Below are 18,778 nucleotides of genomic sequence, written 5' to 3' on the forward strand. Positions count from 1 at the left end.
GGTCTCCTTTGGCGTCAAATGATGTTTGCTTGCGTGAACAGTTGGCGATACGTCGCCGCGGTCGCACGGTTGCGACGATTCTCGACGCTTTGTTTTGACAGGGCGCCATGCGTCGCGAGCCGTTCCGGTGCTTCCAGGTAGTTCCGGAGTGACGCCTCGAGCGACGTAGCGGTCGGCTCACATTTGAAACAGTTCTCCCCTTCCGTCAAATGCCCCGAGACGTTGTCGACTTGACGGCTGACGATGACGCCCATCCCGGACGCGCACGCCTCGATGATCGTCAAGTTGCCGTTCGAATAGGTCGCCGGCAAGACTAAGATGTCCGAGTCACGATAGACGAGATGCATATTGTCCCAGGCGTCGATTTCATCCAAGAACGTCACACCTTCGAGGTCATGCTCCTTGATGTAGTCACGACACGCCTCGTACAAGTGTCCGTCCCGGTTCAGCGCGAGCGACAGGTTCGGATAGTCTCGTTTCAAGGCCCGGTACGCTTCTAGGGCGACAAGCGGTTGGTAGCGGTCGATGAGCCGGTTCGCGAACAAGATCCGGACCGGGTCACCTCGGCGCTTCACGCGGAGCGGATGGTCGAAATAGGCGTCGATATCGATCGGGTACGGGGCGTTGACGACTTGTTCTTCCATGAATCCGAACTCGCGGACGAATTGGTCGCGGGCGACTTGTCCCATTCCGAAGATCAGGTCGGCGTCACGGAACATCGTGTGGATGATCCGCGTCTTCCACTTCGCGTTCGCTTGTTCGAGCAGCTTGTCCGAGGCGTTATCCTCACCCGACACGTCGCGGATCGGCTCGCTCAAGACGACGACTTTGCTGCCTTTCCGTTTCGCGAGCTTCAAGATGAGCGAGTGCAGCGGTGTGAAGCCGGCGACGAGAATGATGTCCGGTTTGAAGCGGGCAAGTTCTTGGAACACTTGGAGTGACACATAGTTCAATGGTCCGGCGAAGTAGTTGCTTTTGAGCACTTTACAGCGGTCGCCGAGCGGGACTTTCCACCAGTCGGGACGTCGGGCGGTCAATTGGTCATAAAACCAAAACTCGGTATCGAAATGTTCTTGGAGCGCGTAGCAGAACTTGACTTGATACGGGGCGGCGATGTTCGTGATGAAGACGAGTCGTTGTTTCATCATATTCACCTCACCCGATCCGCTTCGTCGAGCTCGGCACGTGCCAAGCTGCGAGTTCTGCTTGAATGTAGGGCAGCGTCAACAGCAGCCGTTTCACGTCTTCGACGCCGAGCTGTTCGGTGTTGTTCGAGTTGTACTCGCCTTGGACCGTCAGCTCCCTGCTGCCTTCACTGAAATATTTATCGTAGTTGAGGTCACGGTTGTCAGCCGGGACGCGGAAGAAACCACCCATATCTTCGGCGAGGACGTGTTCTTCACGTGTCATGAGCGTCTCGAACGTCTTCTCGCCATGCCGGGTACCGATGACTTTGACCGGATTGTCGACTTGGAACAATTGTTTGAGCGCCTCGGCGAGGTCACCAATCGTCGAAGCCGGTGACTTTTGGACCATGATGTCGCCCGCGTGCGCATAATTGAAGGCGAACACGACGAGCTCGACCGCGTCACTGAGACTCATCAAGAACCGGGTCATGAGCGGGTCGGTCACGGTGAGCGGTTCCCCGTTTTTGATTTGTTCGACGAAGAGCGGGATGACCGAGCCGCGTGACGCCATGACGTTACCGTAACGGGTGCCGCAGATGAGCGTCTTGTCCGGACCGACGGCGCGTGCCTTGGCGACGAACACTTTTTCCATCATCGCTTTCGAGATGCCCATCGCGTTGATCGGATAGGCCGCCTTGTCGGTCGACAGGCAGATCACTTTCGCGACACCGGCATCGACGGCAGCGTTCAAGACGTTCTCGGTGCCGAGGATGTTCGTCTTGACGGCTTCGATCGGGAAAAATTCGCACGATGGGACTTGTTTGAGCGCCGCGGCGTGGAACACGTAATCGACGCCGTACATCGCGTTCTTGACGCTATTCGAATCGCGCACGTCACCGATGTAAAATTTCAGTTTGTCATCGTTGTAGCGTTTGCGGATGTCTTCTTGTTTTTTCTCGTCACGTGAGAAGATACGGATCTCTTTAATGTCCGTATGGAGAAACCGTTCCATGACGGCGTTGCCGAACGAGCCGGTCCCGCCGGTGATGAGCAAAGTCTTATTCGAAAACATGATCGAGTCTCCTTTCTGAGGTGCATTGTCTGAGAGGTCAGGAGGTTGTGTATGAAGTCTTTTACCCGCCAAATTTGAAATGAATTGGTAATAGAAGGGAAACTCCTATCATTTTTTCGCAACATGTGTCATCTCTTTTTCTTTCAACGGGACGGTCGGCGGTGCGACCTGCCCTTCGATGATGCCTTTACGCAGGAGGACGTTTCGGACCGTCAACAAGATACAGACGAGGTCGAGACGGTGACCCATGTGCCGGACGTAATCCCCGTCAAACTTCGCCTTCACCTCGATCGGGAGCTCATCGCGTCCTTTCACTTGCGCCCAACCGGTCAGGCCTGGTTTGACCGGGGCGACGCCTTCCGCGCGTCTCGCCTCGATCAAGTCGGTCTGATTCCACAGCGCCGGCCGCGGACCGACGAGCGCCATGTCGCCTTTTAAAATGTTGACGAGTTGCGGAAGTTCGTCGAGGCTCGTCTTCCTGAGGACGCTACCGATCGGCGTGATGTGTTTCGTCGGGTCGGCGAACATGTGGGTCGGCACGTCTTTCGGCGTGTCGTCCCGCATCGTCCGGAACTTATAGATCCAAAACAACGTCTCGTCCTGACCGACGCGCTGCTGTTTGAACAGGACCGGTCCTTTCGAGTCGAGTTTGATCAAAATCGCGAGCAACACGAGCAACGGTGCGAGCAAAAATAGTGCGAGCGAACTCAAGACGATGTCGAGTTTCCGCTTTTGATTCAAATAGCGCATCCCTCACACCTCCCTCTTGAGCGGACTCCCCGGCGTCTGTTTCCACACTTCACGCATCACATAATCCGTGTACGACAACAAGATGCGGAGCACTTTATCGGACACGTTCGGCATCGCATAGTCGGAAACGAGTCGCATCGGTGTATCCGTCTCCTCTAACACGCGGAGCGCCTGGAGGACGCGGTCGCGTTTCAAGCCGACCATCATCGCCGCCCCTTCTTCCATCGCCTCGGGCCGCTCGTGTGCTTGGCGGATGTTTAAGCCTTTCAGCCCGAGAATCGAGCTCTCCTCGCTGATCGTCCCGCTGTCACTGAGCACCGCTTTCGCATGAAGTTGCAAGTGGACGTAATCGCTGAACCCGAGCGGCTTGAGCGTGCGGATATTCGGGTGCAGCGTCACCCCGGTCTCGCGAATCCGGTTGGCGGTGCGCGGGTGCGTGCTGATGATGAGCGGGAGGTCGTACGTCTCGGCGATCGCATTCAACGTGTCGACGAGATCGAAGAAGTTCTCATCCGCACTAATGTTCTCGTCCCGATGCGCGGAGACGACGAAGTAGCCGCCTGCCGTCAGACCGAGCCGGTCGAGCACGTCCGAGCGGTCGATTTTGTCTCGCTGGCGCGTGAGCACCTCGAACATCGGACTGCCCGTCTTGATGACGCGGTCGGACGGGAGCCCTTCTTTTAGAAGATACTCGCGGGCGATGTCGCTGTACGTCAAATTGACATCGGCGATATGGTCGACGATGCGGCGGTTCGTCTCTTCCGGCACCCGTTCGTCAAAACAGCGGTTCCCTGCCTCCATGTGGAAGATTGGGATTTTATGGCGTTTGACGGCGATGGCGGCGAGGCAGCTGTTCGTATCGCCGAGAATGAGCACGGCGTCCGGTCGTTCAGCCTTGAGCACCGGATCGACCGCGATCAAGATGTTGCCGATCGTCGCCATCGGCCCGTCAGCGGAGGCGTCGAGAATGTAGTCGGGCGTGCGCAGACCGAAGTCTTCGAAAAAGATCTCGTTCAACTCGTAGTCGTAGTTTTGTCCGGTGTGGACGAGGATGTGTTCGATCGCCTCCGACGCCTCGAGCTTGGCGATGACGGCCGAGAGACGGATGATTTCCGGGCGCGTGCCGACGATGGTCATCACTTTGAGTCGATTCATAACGTTCCCTCCTAAGAAGTATGGTGGATGGATAGGATGCGGATCTTCACTTGGGCGAACACTTGATGGACGAGTGCTTTCTCGCTGTCATCAAACGCGAGGAACCACATGATGATGCCATAGAGGACGACGAGCACGCCCCCTTTCAAGGCGAAGGCGAACAGGTTCGACGCCGGGAACAGCTGTTGGATGCCCCAGCCGATGACCGTATAGAGCGCGAGCGCCGGAAGAATCCTCACGTGGCATGACCGGAAAAATAGCCCGATGTCGAGTTTGAGGATGCGGCTGTAGACGAAGTTCATATAGAAGACGAGCCCGACGATATTGCCGATACAGATGGCGACAGCCGCCCCGATCGGCCCGTAAATCGGGATGAGGAGCGGAGATAACGTGATGCTGATACAGGCGACGATGAGTGCGCCATACGCCCGATACTTCACTTTGTTCTCGGCGATGAGCGTCGTGTTGCCGATGTCTTGTGTCAATGTGATGAGGCTCGGGGCGATGAGGAGGAGCGCGACGTAATACGAATCGTGAAACGCCTCGCCGACCCAGAGCCGCATGAACTCTTGCCCGAGGACGAAGAATGACAGGACGATCAATCCGACGATATAGAGCTGGATGCGGCCGATCCGGACGAACAAGACGGCGATTCCTCCCCTGTCGTCACGCGTGAGCATCCGGCTCACTTTCGGCAAGAACAAGAAACCGAGCGCCGACGCGATCGTCCAGACGTACCCTTCGATGACCATCCCGACTGAGAACAAGGCGATCGAGGCACTGCCGGCGAGCATCCCGAGCAGGCTCGGCGTGATGTTGAGGATGAAGCGCTGGGCGACGAGCGTGACCGTGCTCCATGTCATGAAGCCGAAGATGTCTTTATAAATTCCTTTGTCGCGTTCACGGAAGTTCGCGCGGACCGTCGTCTTCCGGTGGATAAAGATGTATTCGATGATGAGCACGAGCGTGCCGACGAACGCGGTGACGAGGACGAGCGCATACAGCCCGTAGCCGAGGATGAGCGCCGTCACCATGAGGACGACGGTCGCGATCTTTTCTGTTAACTGGAGCGCGCTCGAGAACAAGAAGTACTCATGTGAGACAAGGATGCCCGTGAACGGTTTCGCCGGGAATGACATGACGATGAACAGACCGGCGACGACGTACAGGACTTTCAACTTGTCGAGCTCGGCCGCGGTCAGCCCCGCGTATACCGAGTCGAGAAAGAAATAGACGACCGCGAGGATGACGAACAAGACGAAGCCGATGACGGTGAACAGTTTATAGGCGACGCCGAGGAAGCGTGCCGCCTTATCCTCGTCCCCTTCGGCCATGTATTTGCTCATGAACCGGGATACGGCCGCGTCGAGCCCGAAGTCCATCGCGAACATGCTGATCAGCGAGATGGTGAGCATGTAGAGCCCGTAGTTCGCTTGACCGATCTCCTGGATCATCCACGGCGTATAGATCAATCCGGACAAGATGCCGAAAAAGATTTGCGTATACGACATCGCTGCCCCGTATTTGATTTTGCGTGTACTCGCGGCCTCATCGGGCTCGACGCGTGTCGACATGTGTTTCCACCTCTCTTCCTTACTGCCAGAAGAACGTATACACCGGTGCGTCCTGCAGGAACAACAAGACTAAAAGCGTCACCGCCGCGTAATAGACGAGCAATCGTTCGCGCCGCTCGAACGTCTTGAGGATCTCCGGGATCATCAGAATCAAGAACAGCGTGAAGTACTGGACAAGCCGCATCATCGACGGGTTGATGAACGTGAGCGGCAAGAAGCATGCCGCGAGGAACAACGCGTTAAAGTAATGCGTCGCCGACGGGTTGTTCGCCAAGATCTCATCGCGCCGCCATAAGGCGACGAGCAGGACGAACAGGAGCATGGCGCTGAAGTTGATCGCACCCGCCCCATTCATGTAGTCATACGTGTCGTAGCCAGATAACGTCACCAACATCTCAAAGAACGGGCCCCGAAACGCGAACAAGGCGGCGATGAAGCCGAGCATGCCGAGAATGTACGCTTTCGTCAGTTGCCGGTTGGCCAAGAAATAAAACGGCAAGAACACGAGCGCCGACTTATGGATCGTCATGGCGACGAGCACGAGGATGAGAAACATCAGGAGCTTGCGGGCCCGGACGAAGTGATAACCGATGAGGACGACGAGCGCCGTCGCCATCGTCTGGCGTAACCCCGTCACGGCGAAAAATTCATAAAACAAGACCGAGAAGATCAAAAAGCTGATGAGCGGCTCGCTCGAATATTTATAGATGAAGTAACCGAGCGGCACCATGAAGATGACGGCGATCAAGACGAGATACAGTTGATAGTCCGAGATGACGAACTGGGTGAGCCGTTGGAACAAATAATAGCCCGGGTCCTCGCTCTCGGTGAAGACGAGGGTAAAGAAGTCCCGCGTCAGCGCTTCGAGCGGCAACGGCTTCGTCGCAAGGAAAAGCGCTCCGTATTGCGCCGTGTCGTCCCCGACCGAGATGTGACGAAATCCCGACAAGACGATCCACTGGACGGTTGCGAACGTCACGAACCAACCGCGCCTGTAAGTCGTGTCAGAACGCATGAGCAGCATCGCCCAGAGGACGAGCAGTGCGATGTTGACGAGATAGATGGTCATGAGGTCGCCTCTTTTCTAACGATAGATGAGGTTCGTGACGCCGCGATAGAGCGACAGCAAGTTCGAGATCAACAGTCCGTTGAACCGCAGACGCCCATGTTCGAACGGACTGAAATAGTCACGCACGTCCCGGGTCGCGAGATACGCTTCACGCACCGCCGCCGCATCTTCTTTGAACGTATGGCGCAAGATAATCGGGATGAGCGTACCCGCGTCCGGACGGCGCTCGACGTCAAGGAGTAACTGGCTGAGGTAGCGGTCCGATTCGATTTCGGCACGGTGGACAATCTTTTTCGTCTGTTGGGCCCCGTGAATCCGAGACAGAACGAGCGGCTCATCCGTCAAATAGTAGTCAAACCCGTCAAGCGCGAACCCGATCCAACACATCCAATCTTGGATGAACCGGTCCTCCTGCGAGAAGCGCCGCGTTGCGAACGCCGCGCGTGGGATAAGGAGCGCACAACCGTTCAGGCTCGACGTCAGCATCAAGTGACGGAACATATCACCCGCTCGATATAGCCCGGTGAACTTGCGCTGGTAACGTCGGATCGGGGCCCCGTGTTCGTCGATGAAGCGGGTGCCGGTGACGAGGATCGTCCGTGACGGGTCGAGTCTTTCCCGCTCGAGCGTCTCGAGCTGCGCCTCGATTTTTCGCGGGGCGTACAAGTCGTCGTGGCTGAGCCAAGAGAAGAAGTCACCGCGCATCTCGTCGATCCCACGGTTGAGCGCGCTCGAGACGCCGCCGTTCACTTGCTCGATGTAACGGATCCGGTCACCGTAGGTTTTGGCGACGGCGGCCGTCTTCCCTCCGTCGGTCGAGCCGTCGTTGACGACGATGATTTCGATGTGCGTATACGTCTGGGCCAAGGCGCTGTCGATACATTCGGCCAAATAGTTGCTCCCGTTATACACCGGGATGATGATCGAGACGAGTGGTTTCATAGAATATTCCTCACTTTCTCGTGTCGGAGCGCCGCATAGACGTCCAAGTAGTCGATGGCGCGGTCACGGAGCGCAAAATTCGTCCGGGCATGGGTGACGCACGCGTCTTTGTACGACCGTTTGCCACGGGCAAAGATGCGCTCGATCCCGTAATTCAAATCGGTGAGTCCCCGTGTCGCGACGACGACACCCGTATCGTCGGTGACGAGTTCCGGGCTCGCGGTCGCGTCCAAGACGAGCACCGGCGTCCCGCACGCCATCGCCTCGACCGTGACGTTGCCGAACGACTCCTGTTCCGATAAGTTGAGGAACACGTCGGCGAGCGCGTAGTAGCGGGCGAGCTCACGGGCGTCGTTCGTCTCGTTGACGTGGATGACGTTGTCCGGGAGCTCTGTGTCGTCAAGCCGGCCGATCAAGAGAAAGGCGTCGTTCGGACGTGCCGCCGCGAGGTCGAGGAAGGCACCGAGCCCTTTCGCCTCACTCCACGTGCTCGCGACACCGAGCAGCACCATCTTGTCGGCCAACTGAAGCCGCACCCGGAGCTCGGTCGCGTCGACCGGACGAAACACGTCGAGGTCGACCCAGTTATGAATCCGGCGCAATACGGCAGCGTGTCGGAGGAACGAAAAGCGCGCCTCGGTCGTGATCCAGTCGGATACCCCGACGACGGCGAGGCGTGGAATCGCCGTCAACCAGCGACGTTTGTCGTCGAGCATCTCACTCGTCCGGTCGAACAGCCAGCTCGGGATATCGTCCCGAAGTTGCGGGCAATCGCCGCAACCGTGTTGCCACTTGTTGCACCCGGCCGTCGTGTAATGCGTGCATTTGCCGGTGAAGAACCAGCAGTCATGGAGCGTCAACACGGTCGGGATGTCGCGTGCGGCCAAGTATTCGAACAACGTCCTGAGATGAACGTAGTTGGCATGCAAGTTATGGAGATGGACGACGTCCGGAGCGTAGCGCTCGATGTCACGGACCAAATTCTCCGTCGCAAATCGTGAGGCGTAGCCTTGCCGTCCGGTGATGCGAGCGTGCAGCGCGTGCAGCTTCACGTCTACGGGATCGCCGATGACGTAACTCGCCTCGGTGACCGGTCCCGTCGAGTGGGCGACACGCGTCTCGTGTCCGCAGTCGTGATGGACAGATGCGAGTTCTTTACAGATTCGTCCAGTGCTCTTCACGTCGTTGATCGCGTTAATATGGAGAATCTTCATCGTCGCCACCTCACTCGTACGCGTAATACTTATGCCGTCCGCTCTTCCGCTTGTTCAAGACGAGGCCGAGCATATGCGTCCCGGTCCGCTCGAGCTGTTCTTTCGCTTTCACGACGAGTTGGCGCTCCGAATTTTCGCAGCCGATGACAAGGATTGTGCCGTCGGCGATTTTTGCGAGCAGACGGGCGTCCGCCACTTGCATCATCGGCGGCGCGTCGAGGATGACGATATCGTATTGCCGGCGCACCTCGTCGAGCAGTTCGACCATCTGGTCAGAAGCGATGAGCTCGGTCGGATTCGGCGGAATCGGTCCTGCGGTTAGGAGCGACAATCGCTCGACGCCCGTCTTTTGAATGGCCCGCTCGAGCAAGATCCGTCCGACGAGAATCGTCGATAGCCCGGCTTGGGACGAGAGGTTGAACGTGAACTGCGCCGTCGGTTTACGAAGGTCACAGTCGATGAGGAGGACGCGCTTTCCGAGCTGCGCATAGACGACGGCGAGGTTCGCCGCGGTCGTCGACTTCCCTTCCCCGGTCGAGGCCGATGTGACGTTGATCATCTGTAGCTTCTGACCGATCGACGTGAACTCGAGGTTCGTCCGGATCGTCCGATACTGCTCCGAGATCGGCGACTTCGGGTTGGCGAGCGTGATCAAATCACGCTGCCCGTAATCAGGAAGATTGTCGTTCTTTTTTCTCAGAAACATGAGGGACCTCTCCTTTCCCTTTAGGGGTGTTCGTTTTTATTTTTTTCGGTTTCATGTCACGCCGTTCGATGACCGGCACCGACCCGATGACGGGAAGGTCTAACAGCCGTTCCGCCTCTTGTTCGTTTTGGATCCGTTTGTCGAACACGTAGCGTAAGAGACCGATCAGCCCGCCGAAGAACAAGCCGACGAACATACCGATTATTGTATTGACGAGGATGTTCGGTGAGATCGGGGTGAGCGGCACTTCAGCCGGCGACAAGATGCGGACGTTGTCGATGTTCATCAAGTCCGGGATCTCGTCCGCGAACACTTCGCTGATGACGTTCGCCGTCTCGGCCGCCACCGCCGCGTCCGTATGGGTGATGACGACGCTGATGACTTGCGACTCTTCCTCACTCTCGACCGTGAGCACGTCACTGATCGGGTCTGGCGCGTTCGGGACGCGCTCTGTCACTTCGTTCAAGATGGCCGGGCTCTTCATAATGACCCTGTACGTATTGACGAGCGAGAGCGACGAGAGCACTTCCGAGCTGTCGACGCGGTCGCCTTCTTGTTCGGTCACTAAGAGCACTTGCGTCGAGGCCTCGTACGTCGGTTGGATGAACGCCGTGCTCACATAATAAGCAGCGAGCCCGCCGAGCAGGATGAACGGTACGAGTAGCCACTTGCTTTTCTTAAGTACCTCGACGAGATCACCGACGATCGTCGTTTGCTGATTCATAAATGTTTCCCTCCCTACAGACAGAATGGACGACAGAAATAAGGCATGAGCCTACCGTAATACGTTCTTTCCCTGTTCATCTTGACAATCGGAGGGAATCATTTATCATTTTTTCGCAACATCATGTCATGTTGCCGTTCCGTTTCGTTCTTTGTCTTTTTAGGAACTTGGACCTAAAAAAAAAAGACCGCCTCGCGAGGAGACGGTCGGTCAGTTCAGTTCGCGATGCAGTTCGCGGTCGGTGATATAGTCGGGTTCGAGTTTTAAGATGACGCGGTCGAAGGCGCGTTGAAGGCCGAACATGCCAAGCAACAGGACACCGAGCGCTAGAAAGAACGACGTCCCCGGCGAGCCGGTTTCAAACCACCCAAGCAACGCGTACAAGACAAGGAGGCCAAACAGCGTCAGCCAGCGGATGAGCCGTTGATACGTCGCGTCATCGTTGAACGTACTCCGGATTGTCCCGAGTTTCCATTCACGCACGAGCAGCGGGACGACGCCGAGAAACCCGAGTCCAATGAGGAGCGGTTGTGAGAGGTCGACCGTTCGCAGGAACGTGCTCGTCAGGAAGATGGAACCGGCTCCGATCATAATCGCTTTTGCTTTGCCTTGCCGTGCGTAGTCGACGAGGCGGCGGATATGTTGTTCGCGTTTCATAAGTCAGCGCTCCTTTGATTAATTGATACATAACATACGAGCAGAATATAGAATACGTTTCAATCTAAAGTTGAAGAATCTGAAAATGCAATTTAAATTCTACATTTCCCGACTTTTTCGGAGAACACATTGTCCTTTCTTTGATTTTAGGTAAATGCAACATCCGTCAATTATAATATTGTTTACGTATTTCTTATTTTCAAATTATGAAGGGGCTAGAAGATGAACATATTAATTACAGGCGGTTATGGATTTATCGGCAGTACCCTAGCTGAACGTTTTTTCAAAGAAGGTCATCACATACATATTCTTGATAATCTATCTACTGGAACGAAAGCAAACATCGACTTCAAACATCGATACTTGATTGCAAATACGTCCGATTCGAAGTGCGAAACATTTTTTAAAACGTACTCCTTCGATGTCGTGATTCATTGTGCTACGTCAAATCAACATTCACATCCAATTCACCCTGTTCAATCGAACGTGAATGGTCTCCTTAATATATTGACACTTTCAAAAAAGTATCAGGTGAAACAATTCATTTACTGTTCGACCTCAGAGGTATATGGAAATCAGAGTGAGATACCCGTCATAGAGGCTGCAATCCCGGCTCCAAACTCACCATTCGCACTCGACCAACTTCACGGTGAAGCTTACTGTCAACAGTGGTCCGAATTATATGGTCTTTCGACACTTGTGTTTCGAATTGCCTGCGTTTACGGACCAAAACAACATACTAGTCAAGACAGCACACTCATCACCAGTTTAACCACTTCCATTTCAAACGGTACAAATGTCAACGTAAACGGGAGTCCTGAATGGGCCCATGACTTCATTTTTTCAGGTGATGTGGCCGATGCTATGTATCGAGGTGTCATGAGTCAACTAACCGGTATTTACAACTTATCATCTAATACTCAAACCTCCCTGTACCATTTATGTGAACTTGTCGGTCTGAGTGAAGTGACATACAGCCATCCCCCCAAGGCTCACACGCTTCAGCTTGAAAATCGTAAACTCAAAACAGATTTGGATTGGGTTCCAAAGTACACTATTGAAGAAGGCATAAATACAACCCTTTCCTACTATGAAAAACATGATGTAATACCCCCTGTCACAATTGATAAAAAATCGACAGTATTCGGTACCCTCTTCTCGCACCCATTCATTCAAATTGCCGAAAACCTGACCCTGTTTTTAATCTTTTTTATGTTTTCTTTCATTATGACACCTGTGGTAGACACCCCAGATTACTGGTTTATTTATATTTTATTGGCAGCCTTACTGTTTGGAAAAACACAGTCTCTCGTCGCTTCTATTTTAGCGGTAGGTGTCCAATTTTATGACCATGCTGCGACTGGCCGAAATATTCTTTCTTTGTTCGTCGACAACTCGATTCTCGCGGTATTTACGATTTACCTATTAGTTGGACTGATTGTGAGTTATGTCATGGAACGTCGAAAAATTGAAATCCAGTTCTTAAAAGACGAGTTAGCCGCAACGAGTGAACGGCACCACTTCTTAAATGAGATTTATGAAGAGACACTCGATATCAAAAATCAATTGCACCAACAAATCATTCATTCAGAAGATAGTATCGGAAGTGTTTACGAAGCGACACGCGCACTTGACAGCTTAGAACCCGAAGGATTGTTTGTCGGATCGATCTCGGTACTTGAAAAAACATTGAAGGCTGAACATTTCGCCATCTATTTAGTGAATCAATCTGCTTTTGCGCGATTAGCCGCCAAATCGGCCGATCCTGCATTTTCACCTAAAAACTCACTGGACCTTGAAGAACATTCTCTAGTGAACGAAGTCATGCAATCAAAAGAGATTGTCTTTAATAAAGCTCTCTCGCCAGAAGACGCTATGTTCGGTGCACCGTTGCTCCGTCAAGGTGAAATCTTCGCAGTGGTTTTATGCTATCAGGTCCCGTTCCAAAACTTGACGTTGTCGTATCGAAACTTGATTGATGTTATGACACGCTTGATCAATTCATCGCTTGATCGTTCATTTGGCTATATTGATGCCGTCCAGCTTGATCGGTATGTCAGAAATACGAACGCATTGAAGCAAGATTATTTCGAACGGATCGTCATTCAAAAAGAGCAGGGCAAAATCGAGTTAAATATCCCATACACGTTACTTCACATTCGCAACTCTATAACTGATAATGTCATTCATTCAGTAGACTCAACCTTACGAACGACCGACTATTTAGGGTATCGTGATGACAATGAGCTGTATGCCCTATTATCAAATGCTACAGCGGATGAATCACAAATCGTAATCGAACGTCTGGCTCAGAAATCAATTCATGCAGATGTCGTAGAGGACGTGTCGTATGTTGAGTAACGCATTAATCTTCCACTACGTTTTTACAGTAATCGTCCTTATCATCGTCTTCCTCAAACAGCGAAAAGACTTTATTCCAATGGCGTTCACTCTTATCGCCTTACCCTTTGTCAGCTGGGGAATCCTCTACTACTTGCAACGTTCGAAACACGAGGCGGCAGAACTTCCGGATTGGCTTTTACGCAAAGAAGCTTACGAAGATGTAAGTTTAAGTCTCCCGGATAAATCAAGTGAGACAAATATGATTTCACTACAAGATGCTTTGATTTTAAATACGAATCAAATCAAGCGAAAAACATTGATGAATATCTTGAAAAATGATTTCCTCCAACAAGCACCGATGCTTGCAGCTGCTTTGAAGAGCGAAGACAATGAGACGTCACATTACGCCGCAACCGCGCTTCAACAAGCTAAGACACATCTCTCCAAGCAACTACGTCATTTAGAACGTGAACTCGAAGAGCGACACGAGGACCCACAAGTCATCAAATCATATTTACAAATTTTAAAACAAATTATGGACATGGAATTTTTGGACAGGCGCACCCAAACAAAGTACGCTTACACCTATCTCCATGCACTATCCAATTTGATTGACGTAGATGACCGTACTGAAATTATTTATCATGTGGAACGCATCCAAATGGCTCTTTCGCTTGGTGAATATGCCCATGCGCTTCAAGCGAGTGATTTATTTTTACATCAACATCCTACGAACGAAATTGCCTATTTTGAAGCAATGGCCGTTCACTATGCAATGAAAAATGTAAGTCGAGTCCACGAAATGATTCATCGGCTCCGCTCCTCTGAGATACGTTTATCACCAGATGGACTCAATCAACTACGATTTTGGATATAGGTGAAACCAGTGAAACATGTGTTCAAACTTGAAAAAGGATTATATATTATTGGCAGCTTTATCGCCGTGTTAGGCATTCTATTCGTCTTGATTCGATCAGACTATGTGTTGAAGCTACCCTTGTTTACCGAGTCGTCTGTTAGTGCGATTCGCACCCACTCGATTGACCCTACTAAAGACGGGGCAATCGATTCGTTTTTGATTATCGATAGTAAAAAAGAAACGCGTCTCAGCGCCTCTCTTCAAACACGACTTGAAGGCATCGGCAAACGTGTGACCGTGTCCTCGATTGAAAAGCTGACCAGTCTAACAGAAGCCACGGCCGTCATCATTGCGACAGAGCGGCTCGACTTGTTACGTGACCGAGACATCATCTTGAATTACGTAGCCCAAGGGGGGACTGTCTTTTTTGCGACGAGACCTTCTCCAAGTCCCCGCTTCATGGAGATGTACCGCCATGTCGGTTTGATTGAGGTCGGTAATTTCGTCGAGACAACTGGGATTGAATTAATGAATCCGTTTTTCGGCGCCTCGGACTATCAAACGTTCGATGCCGAAGAGCTCATTAATTCTTCCTTATCCGTTCGCCTTGATCCAAGCGCAACACTGCTTGCACGTTCGAGCCAAGACGTTCCACTGCTGTGGCAAACTGATTATGAAGCAGGTCGTTTTGTCTTCTTCAATGGGACAATGATGGAAGACCCTTCGGAGCACGCTTTGTTCTTCGTCGGTCTGACTGAAACAGACCCGATGCTACGCCCCGTCTTGAATTCGAAGATTACGACATTACACGGCTTCCCGTTCCATAGTTCGGACGAAAAAAACATCTCGTCATCCATGACAGATCGCGACTATTATCGGAATATCTTTTGGGCAGAATTACAACGGATTGAAGCCAAATATGATTTGAACTATGTGATGGCTACAGCGAGCCCTTCTTTGAATCCACAACTTGAGACGTCCGCTTATTCCGAGGATTTGGCACTCTATGGACGTGAGACGTTACGTTCTGGTGGTGAGGTCGCCATCATCTCGGTTCCAGAAAAACAACAAAAAAACTGGTACAAGGCAAACCGTCAACAACTGCAGTATGCGCTTCCAGGCCTCACTGTCAAAACCGTTCTCGTTTCTTCACCGCTCGACGAGACACCACTCAACAAATCATTTTCAGATGTGACTGTCACTCTAGGGGGCACCCGATTTCCTACTGGCCAAACGAATCGATTACGACTCCCCTCTTCTCCAAGTGACTTTACAAACATTGACTTGACGAAGTGGTATGAGTTTAATGAGCTCGTTTCGAGCGGTCTCGTGTCCACCCAAGTAACGCCTCAAACCGTCACGTCAGAAGAAGACGGCGAACGATTCCTGTCTTCTTTTAAAAAAAGTCAGGAGATGCAACAACGTGAAGTACCGTGGCTTCGCACCATGAAAGCGTCAGATACTGTAGAAAATCACCATTTCTTTAATGGATCGATTTATACGAAACAGACGGGTGATACGTACACGTTCACGCTTGATGAGAGCTCAGGCGACACATTCTTTTATTTCACGACACCAACCCCTGTCGCCGATTACGAAGATTGTCAGCTCGAATCGATTGGTCCAGGTCTATACCTCGTGAAGTCTGAGTCGTTATCGTTCACGATTCAATTGGAGGAAACTATATGAAAATCTGTCTGATTTCAGAAGGGGCATATCCACACGTCACAGGTGGTGTATCAAGCTGGATTCAATCCATCATTACGGAAATGCCCGAACACGAATTCATCGTTTATTCGATTTCCGCCAAAGAACTAAAAGGCGTGAAACCCAAATATACGCTACCATCAAATTTGATTGAACTGAGAGAGATTCACCTTGGAGATTATTTAGATCAAACCATCGTGACAGGAAAGCGGTACAAGTTGACCGAGACCGAACGGTTGGCCTTCCTCTCGCTCATGTCCAATCGTCAGACCGATTGGGACGTATTATTTAACTTCTTTACGAGTGGTCGAATCGACTCGGTTATGAACTTTTTAGGAAGCAAAGATTTTTATGATATCGCCACCATTCTGTGTGAAAAACGTTTCATGCAAGTTCCATTCACGGACATGTTTTGGGCGCTACGTTCGATGTTGTTGCCGCTCTTCGTCTGCATCGATCAAAAAGTGCCAGTTGCCGACGTCTATCATAGCGTGTCGACAGGGTACGCCGGCGTCTTAGGGGCACTTGCGAAGTATCAGTATGGAAAACCGTTGATTCTCACGGAACATGGGATTTATACACGTGAACGTGAAGAGGAAATCATCAAGTCCTCATGGATCAAAGGGTATTTCAAGGATGTTTGGATTGATTACTTCTATAGTTTATCTAACTGCGCCTATCAATACGCCGATGACATCAGTACATTGTTCGAAGGGAATCGCGAGATCCAATTGGAACTCGGTTGCCCCCAAAACAAGACGTTCCTCATTCCAAACGGCATCGATGTCACACGATTTTCACCAGAGCTCCGAACGAAGCGACCCGGGATTCACATTGGGGCGATCGTACGTGTCGTCCCAATCAAAGACATTAAAACGATGTTACAGGCGTTCGCGATCGTACAGGAGACGTTCCCTGACTCCAATTTTTATATTATCGGCCCCCTGGACGAGGATGAAGATTACTATGACGAGTGCCTCGACTTAATCGACACACTTGATTTACAAAACGTACATTTCACTGGACCTGTCAACGTCACGGACTACTTGACATTCATGGACATTCTTGTCCTCTCAAGCATTAGCGAAGGACAACCTCTTGTGATTTTAGAGGGGCTTGCTATGGAGATTCCATTTGTCTCGACTGACGTCGGAGGTTGCCGTGAACTGTTAGAAGGACCTGAAGATCACTACGGTCCAGCCGGCGTAATTGTCCCTGTCATGCATTTCCATCTGCTGGCGTTAGAAATCATAAAGTTAGTCGAGCGCCCGGAATTGAGGATGACGTATGGACAAAATGGACGGGGGCGCGTCGTCAATCGTTACACTCTTCACATGATGATTGACCGTTATAAGTCTTATTACGAGAAAGGAGAACGTCATGGCCGGAATCGGATTTCAACTGAAGCGTCTGTATGACCAATCTAGTTTTTTCGGCCAACTCCGTGCCTATGGATATTCCTCGATCACTGCGGTCGGTCCCATGTTTTTATCCATTCTATTAATCACAGCATCACGCGAGTGGCTCCTATTTTTAGACGTCGCCGCCACAGAGATTAACATCTATATGGCAGCGGTCCAATATACGTTCATCTTCTCTCAATTGTTGACCGGCGGCTTTTTGTTCACGATTTCTCGGTTCGTAGCCGATCAGACGTTTTTAGAAAAAGAAGAGCACGTATTATCGTCTTTATATGGACTCATCAGTCTGGTCGTCTTAATCGGGTTTGTGATGACGATTGTGTTCTATGCTGGGTCCCCGCTACCTTTCAGCTATAAGCTCGTGACGTATTTATATTTCACTCAGCTTTCTGTTATTTGGATTTTATCGATGTATGTATCCGCTCTAAAAGACTATAAAAAAATCGTCAAGAGCTATTTACTCGGAACGATTATCTCGGCATTTTTCATTTGGCTATTAACGGGACCACTCGATTCGCCGACGTCGACCTCGGTCTTCATCGGACTGAACATCGGCTTTTTTATCATATTGATTCGGTTATTCCGGGATGTCCATAATTACTTTCAAGTGAACGACCGTAATTACTTTTACTTCCTCGTCTATCTCGAGAAGTACCCGCTCCTGTTTTTGATTGGTGTCGCGTATTACTTCGGTTTATACGGACATAACTTGGCTACTTGGTTTGGAGACCGGGCCATCGTTGTCGGGGAAACCTTCTTAATGGCGCCTTATTATGACACCCCGGTGTTTTATGCCTATTTGAGCGTCTTGCCTTCTCTCGTGTTATTTATGGTGACACTCGAGACGACTTTTTATACGACGTATAAAAAGTACTACGGTCGGATTTTGAACGGATATCCGTTCAAAGACATTCAGAATGCAAAATGAGAGATGTATCGAACACTCGGTTCCGAGCTCTTGTTTATGGCTCAAGTCCAAATGTTAATTACGTTCATTTTCTTATTTTTAGGTGTGCGCCTCCTTCCTTTCCTAGGAATGACGCAAAATCAAATCGATATTTATATTATCGTGGTACTCGGTAGTTGGTTCCTCAGTATGATCATCACGTTCTTCTTGATTTTGCTCTACTTTGATGAACGTCGCGCTGCCATCAGTCTGACTGGATTTTATGCGATAGCGAGTTTCATGGCTACCCTGTTGTTTGTACTCGGTTTCGATATGTACGGAGTCGGGATGTTCCTTTCCTCCGTTCTCGGGTTTCTATGGGGCGGCCGTCTGCTCGTCCGAAGCTTAAATGACATCGACTACACCACGTTCTGTTCCCAGCCGATTGTTTATCAAGAAATCACGACGAAAACCGAACGATTCTTACGACGAATCGGCAGCCTGTCATGAAAGAAGGAGTTAATTAATGAAACGGGTGCCTTATCCTAAAACGATACTCAGTATCATATGTT

The 18,778-nt window shown here is 51.4% G+C and carries 15 protein-coding genes and 1 pseudogene; 5 read left to right on the top strand and 11 right to left on the bottom strand.

The window, feature by feature from the left end:
- Window positions 1–14: 14 nt before the first annotated feature.
- The 11 genes from EVJ26_RS06600 to EVJ26_RS06650 form a co-directional block, all read right to left on the bottom strand.
- Window positions 15–1,148, bottom strand: a complete 1,134-nt coding sequence (locus EVJ26_RS06600) for a glycosyltransferase family 4 protein (protein WP_236635521.1) — start codon at window positions 1,146–1,148, stop codon at window positions 15–17.
- A gap of 7 nt (window positions 1,149–1,155) precedes the next feature.
- Window positions 1,156–2,199 carry a polysaccharide biosynthesis protein gene (locus EVJ26_RS06605; RefSeq protein ID WP_131438962.1) on the bottom strand — a complete coding sequence of 348 codons (1,044 nt, stop codon included), beginning with the start codon at window positions 2,197–2,199 and terminating at the stop codon, window positions 1,156–1,158.
- A 108-nt stretch (window positions 2,200–2,307) separates the two neighbouring features.
- On the bottom strand, window positions 2,308–2,949 hold the full coding sequence (locus EVJ26_RS06610; RefSeq protein WP_131470123.1) for a sugar transferase: 642 nt from the start codon (window positions 2,947–2,949) through the stop codon (window positions 2,308–2,310).
- Between the two features lie 3 nt (window positions 2,950–2,952).
- On the bottom strand, window positions 2,953–4,104 hold the full coding sequence (wecB, locus tag EVJ26_RS06615) for a non-hydrolyzing UDP-N-acetylglucosamine 2-epimerase (RefSeq protein WP_131468721.1): 1,152 nt from the start codon (window positions 4,102–4,104) through the stop codon (window positions 2,953–2,955).
- 11 nt (window positions 4,105–4,115) lie between these two features.
- Window positions 4,116–5,678 (bottom strand): oligosaccharide flippase family protein, encoded by a 1,563-nt coding sequence (locus EVJ26_RS06620; RefSeq protein ID WP_131470124.1) that lies wholly within the window; start codon window positions 5,676–5,678, stop codon window positions 4,116–4,118.
- A gap of 19 nt (window positions 5,679–5,697) precedes the next feature.
- A complete protein-coding gene (locus tag EVJ26_RS06625; protein ID WP_131470125.1) occupies window positions 5,698–6,747 on the bottom strand; it encodes an EpsG family protein in 1,050 nt (349 codons plus the stop codon).
- Between the two features lie 15 nt (window positions 6,748–6,762).
- A complete protein-coding gene (locus EVJ26_RS06630; RefSeq protein WP_131470126.1) occupies window positions 6,763–7,689 on the bottom strand; it encodes a glycosyltransferase family 2 protein in 927 nt (308 codons plus the stop codon).
- Window positions 7,686–8,903 (bottom strand): glycosyltransferase, encoded by a 1,218-nt coding sequence (locus tag EVJ26_RS06635; protein WP_201738338.1) that lies wholly within the window; start codon window positions 8,901–8,903, stop codon window positions 7,686–7,688. Before EVJ26_RS06635 ends, EVJ26_RS06630 begins: the two co-directional genes overlap by 4 nt.
- Before the next feature lie 10 nt (window positions 8,904–8,913).
- Window positions 8,914–9,609: a CpsD/CapB family tyrosine-protein kinase gene (locus tag EVJ26_RS06640; protein WP_131470128.1), complete on the bottom strand. Its 696-nt coding sequence runs from the start codon at window positions 9,607–9,609 to the stop codon at window positions 8,914–8,916.
- On the bottom strand, window positions 9,575–10,333 hold the full coding sequence (locus tag EVJ26_RS06645; RefSeq protein ID WP_131470129.1) for a YveK family protein: 759 nt from the start codon (window positions 10,331–10,333) through the stop codon (window positions 9,575–9,577). The genes EVJ26_RS06640 and EVJ26_RS06645 overlap by 35 nt, the downstream gene beginning before the upstream one ends.
- A gap of 210 nt (window positions 10,334–10,543) precedes the next feature.
- On the bottom strand, window positions 10,544–10,990 hold the full coding sequence (locus EVJ26_RS06650) for a hypothetical protein (RefSeq protein ID WP_131470130.1): 447 nt from the start codon (window positions 10,988–10,990) through the stop codon (window positions 10,544–10,546).
- A gap of 222 nt (window positions 10,991–11,212) precedes the next feature.
- Here EVJ26_RS06650 and EVJ26_RS06655 point away from each other — a divergent pair, with 222 nt between their 5' ends.
- The 5 genes and pseudogenes from EVJ26_RS06655 to pelG all read left to right on the top strand — a co-directional run bounded on the left by EVJ26_RS06655 (window position 11,213) and on the right by pelG (window position 18,716).
- Window positions 11,213–13,351: an NAD-dependent epimerase/dehydratase family protein gene (locus EVJ26_RS06655; protein ID WP_131470131.1), complete on the top strand. Its 2,139-nt coding sequence runs from the start codon at window positions 11,213–11,215 to the stop codon at window positions 13,349–13,351.
- The gene (locus tag EVJ26_RS06660) at window positions 13,341–14,210 is read left to right on the top strand and encodes a bacterial transcriptional activator domain-containing protein (RefSeq protein WP_161567610.1); all 870 of its coding nucleotides are present in this window, start codon (window positions 13,341–13,343) and stop codon (window positions 14,208–14,210) included. The genes EVJ26_RS06655 and EVJ26_RS06660 overlap by 11 nt, the downstream gene beginning before the upstream one ends.
- Window positions 14,211–14,219: 9 nt before the next feature.
- Window positions 14,220–15,881 carry a DUF2194 domain-containing protein gene (locus EVJ26_RS06665; protein WP_131470133.1) on the top strand — a complete coding sequence of 554 codons (1,662 nt, stop codon included), beginning with the start codon at window positions 14,220–14,222 and terminating at the stop codon, window positions 15,879–15,881.
- Window positions 15,878–17,317, top strand: coding sequence for a GT4 family glycosyltransferase PelF (pelF, locus tag EVJ26_RS06670; RefSeq protein ID WP_131470134.1), 1,440 nt, complete (start codon window positions 15,878–15,880; stop codon window positions 17,315–17,317). Before EVJ26_RS06665 ends, pelF begins: the two co-directional genes overlap by 4 nt.
- Window positions 17,280–18,716 (top strand): annotated as a pseudogene (gene pelG / locus EVJ26_RS06675) (exopolysaccharide Pel transporter PelG). Before pelF ends, pelG begins: the two are co-directional and overlap by 38 nt.
- Window positions 18,717–18,778 lie beyond the last annotated feature (62 nt).

It is taken from the genome of Exiguobacterium sp. SH3S1 (assembly GCF_004337105.1).
GTDB classification, from domain to species: Bacteria; Bacillota; Bacilli; order Exiguobacteriales; family Exiguobacteriaceae; genus Exiguobacterium; species Exiguobacterium aurantiacum_A.

Excerpts from the sequence above, each read along its gene's own strand:
- EVJ26_RS06610 (WP_131470123.1), bottom strand. The coding sequence starts at position 2,949 with ATGCGCTATTTGAATCAAAAGCGGAAACTCGACATCGTCTTGAGTTCG.
- EVJ26_RS06600 (WP_236635521.1), bottom strand. The coding sequence starts at position 1,148 with ATGATGAAACAACGACTCGTCTTCATCACGAACATCGCCGCCCCGTAT.
- EVJ26_RS06630 (WP_131470126.1), bottom strand. The coding sequence starts at position 7,689 with ATGAAACCACTCGTCTCGATCATCATCCCGGTGTATAACGGGAGCAAC.
- EVJ26_RS06655 (WP_131470131.1), top strand. The coding sequence starts at position 11,213 with ATGAACATATTAATTACAGGCGGTTATGGATTTATCGGCAGTACCCTA.
- EVJ26_RS06635 (WP_201738338.1), bottom strand. The coding sequence starts at position 8,903 with ATGAAGATTCTCCATATTAACGCGATCAACGACGTGAAGAGCACTGGA.
- EVJ26_RS06640 (WP_131470128.1), bottom strand. The coding sequence starts at position 9,609 with ATGTTTCTGAGAAAAAAGAACGACAATCTTCCTGATTACGGGCAGCGT.
- EVJ26_RS06620 (WP_131470124.1), bottom strand. The coding sequence starts at position 5,678 with ATGTCGACACGCGTCGAGCCCGATGAGGCCGCGAGTACACGCAAAATC.
- EVJ26_RS06625 (WP_131470125.1), bottom strand. The coding sequence starts at position 6,747 with ATGACCATCTATCTCGTCAACATCGCACTGCTCGTCCTCTGGGCGATG.
- EVJ26_RS06645 (WP_131470129.1), bottom strand. The coding sequence starts at position 10,333 with ATGAATCAGCAAACGACGATCGTCGGTGATCTCGTCGAGGTACTTAAG.
- pelF (WP_131470134.1), top strand. The coding sequence starts at position 15,878 with ATGAAAATCTGTCTGATTTCAGAAGGGGCATATCCACACGTCACAGGT.
- EVJ26_RS06650 (WP_131470130.1), bottom strand. The coding sequence starts at position 10,990 with ATGAAACGCGAACAACATATCCGCCGCCTCGTCGACTACGCACGGCAA.
- EVJ26_RS06605 (WP_131438962.1), bottom strand. The coding sequence starts at position 2,199 with ATGTTTTCGAATAAGACTTTGCTCATCACCGGCGGGACCGGCTCGTTC.
- wecB (WP_131468721.1), bottom strand. The coding sequence starts at position 4,104 with ATGAATCGACTCAAAGTGATGACCATCGTCGGCACGCGCCCGGAAATC.
- EVJ26_RS06660 (WP_161567610.1), top strand. The coding sequence starts at position 13,341 with ATGTTGAGTAACGCATTAATCTTCCACTACGTTTTTACAGTAATCGTC.